This is a genomic window from Bradyrhizobium sp. Kon58, assembly GCF_055807455.1.
In genome coordinates, this window is the sequence record NZ_JBVVOT010000526.1 from 1 (window position 1) to 255 (window position 255).

General features: G+C 47.8%; 1 protein-coding gene. It reads right to left on the minus strand.

The window, feature by feature from the left end; all coding sequences use genetic code 11:
* A partial coding sequence (locus AC0L20_RS41355; protein WP_473295887.1) for a hypothetical protein occupies nucleotides 1-73 on the minus strand: 73 nt, incomplete at its 3' end.
* Between the last annotated feature and the right edge of the window lie 182 nt (nucleotides 74-255).

Below are 255 nucleotides of genomic sequence, written 5' to 3' on the forward strand. Positions count from 1 at the left end.
CACTCAACCCCATATGCATGATGTCAGCGATCTCCTGAAATTCCAATTCTGCGACGAAACGTAGCACCAGAATTTCACGGTTAAAGGTTTATTGGGCGCCATTAAATGGCGCCTTTTTTTTTGCACTTTTTTTATTAAAGCGCCTTGCTCCAGAACAACATGCGGCCGTTGTTCATCGAGGCCGCAGTGCCACTGGAGAGTCTTTACACCCAAGGCTACCTGGCATTTGCCTTTCGTCGCACCTTAAGTCGCTTG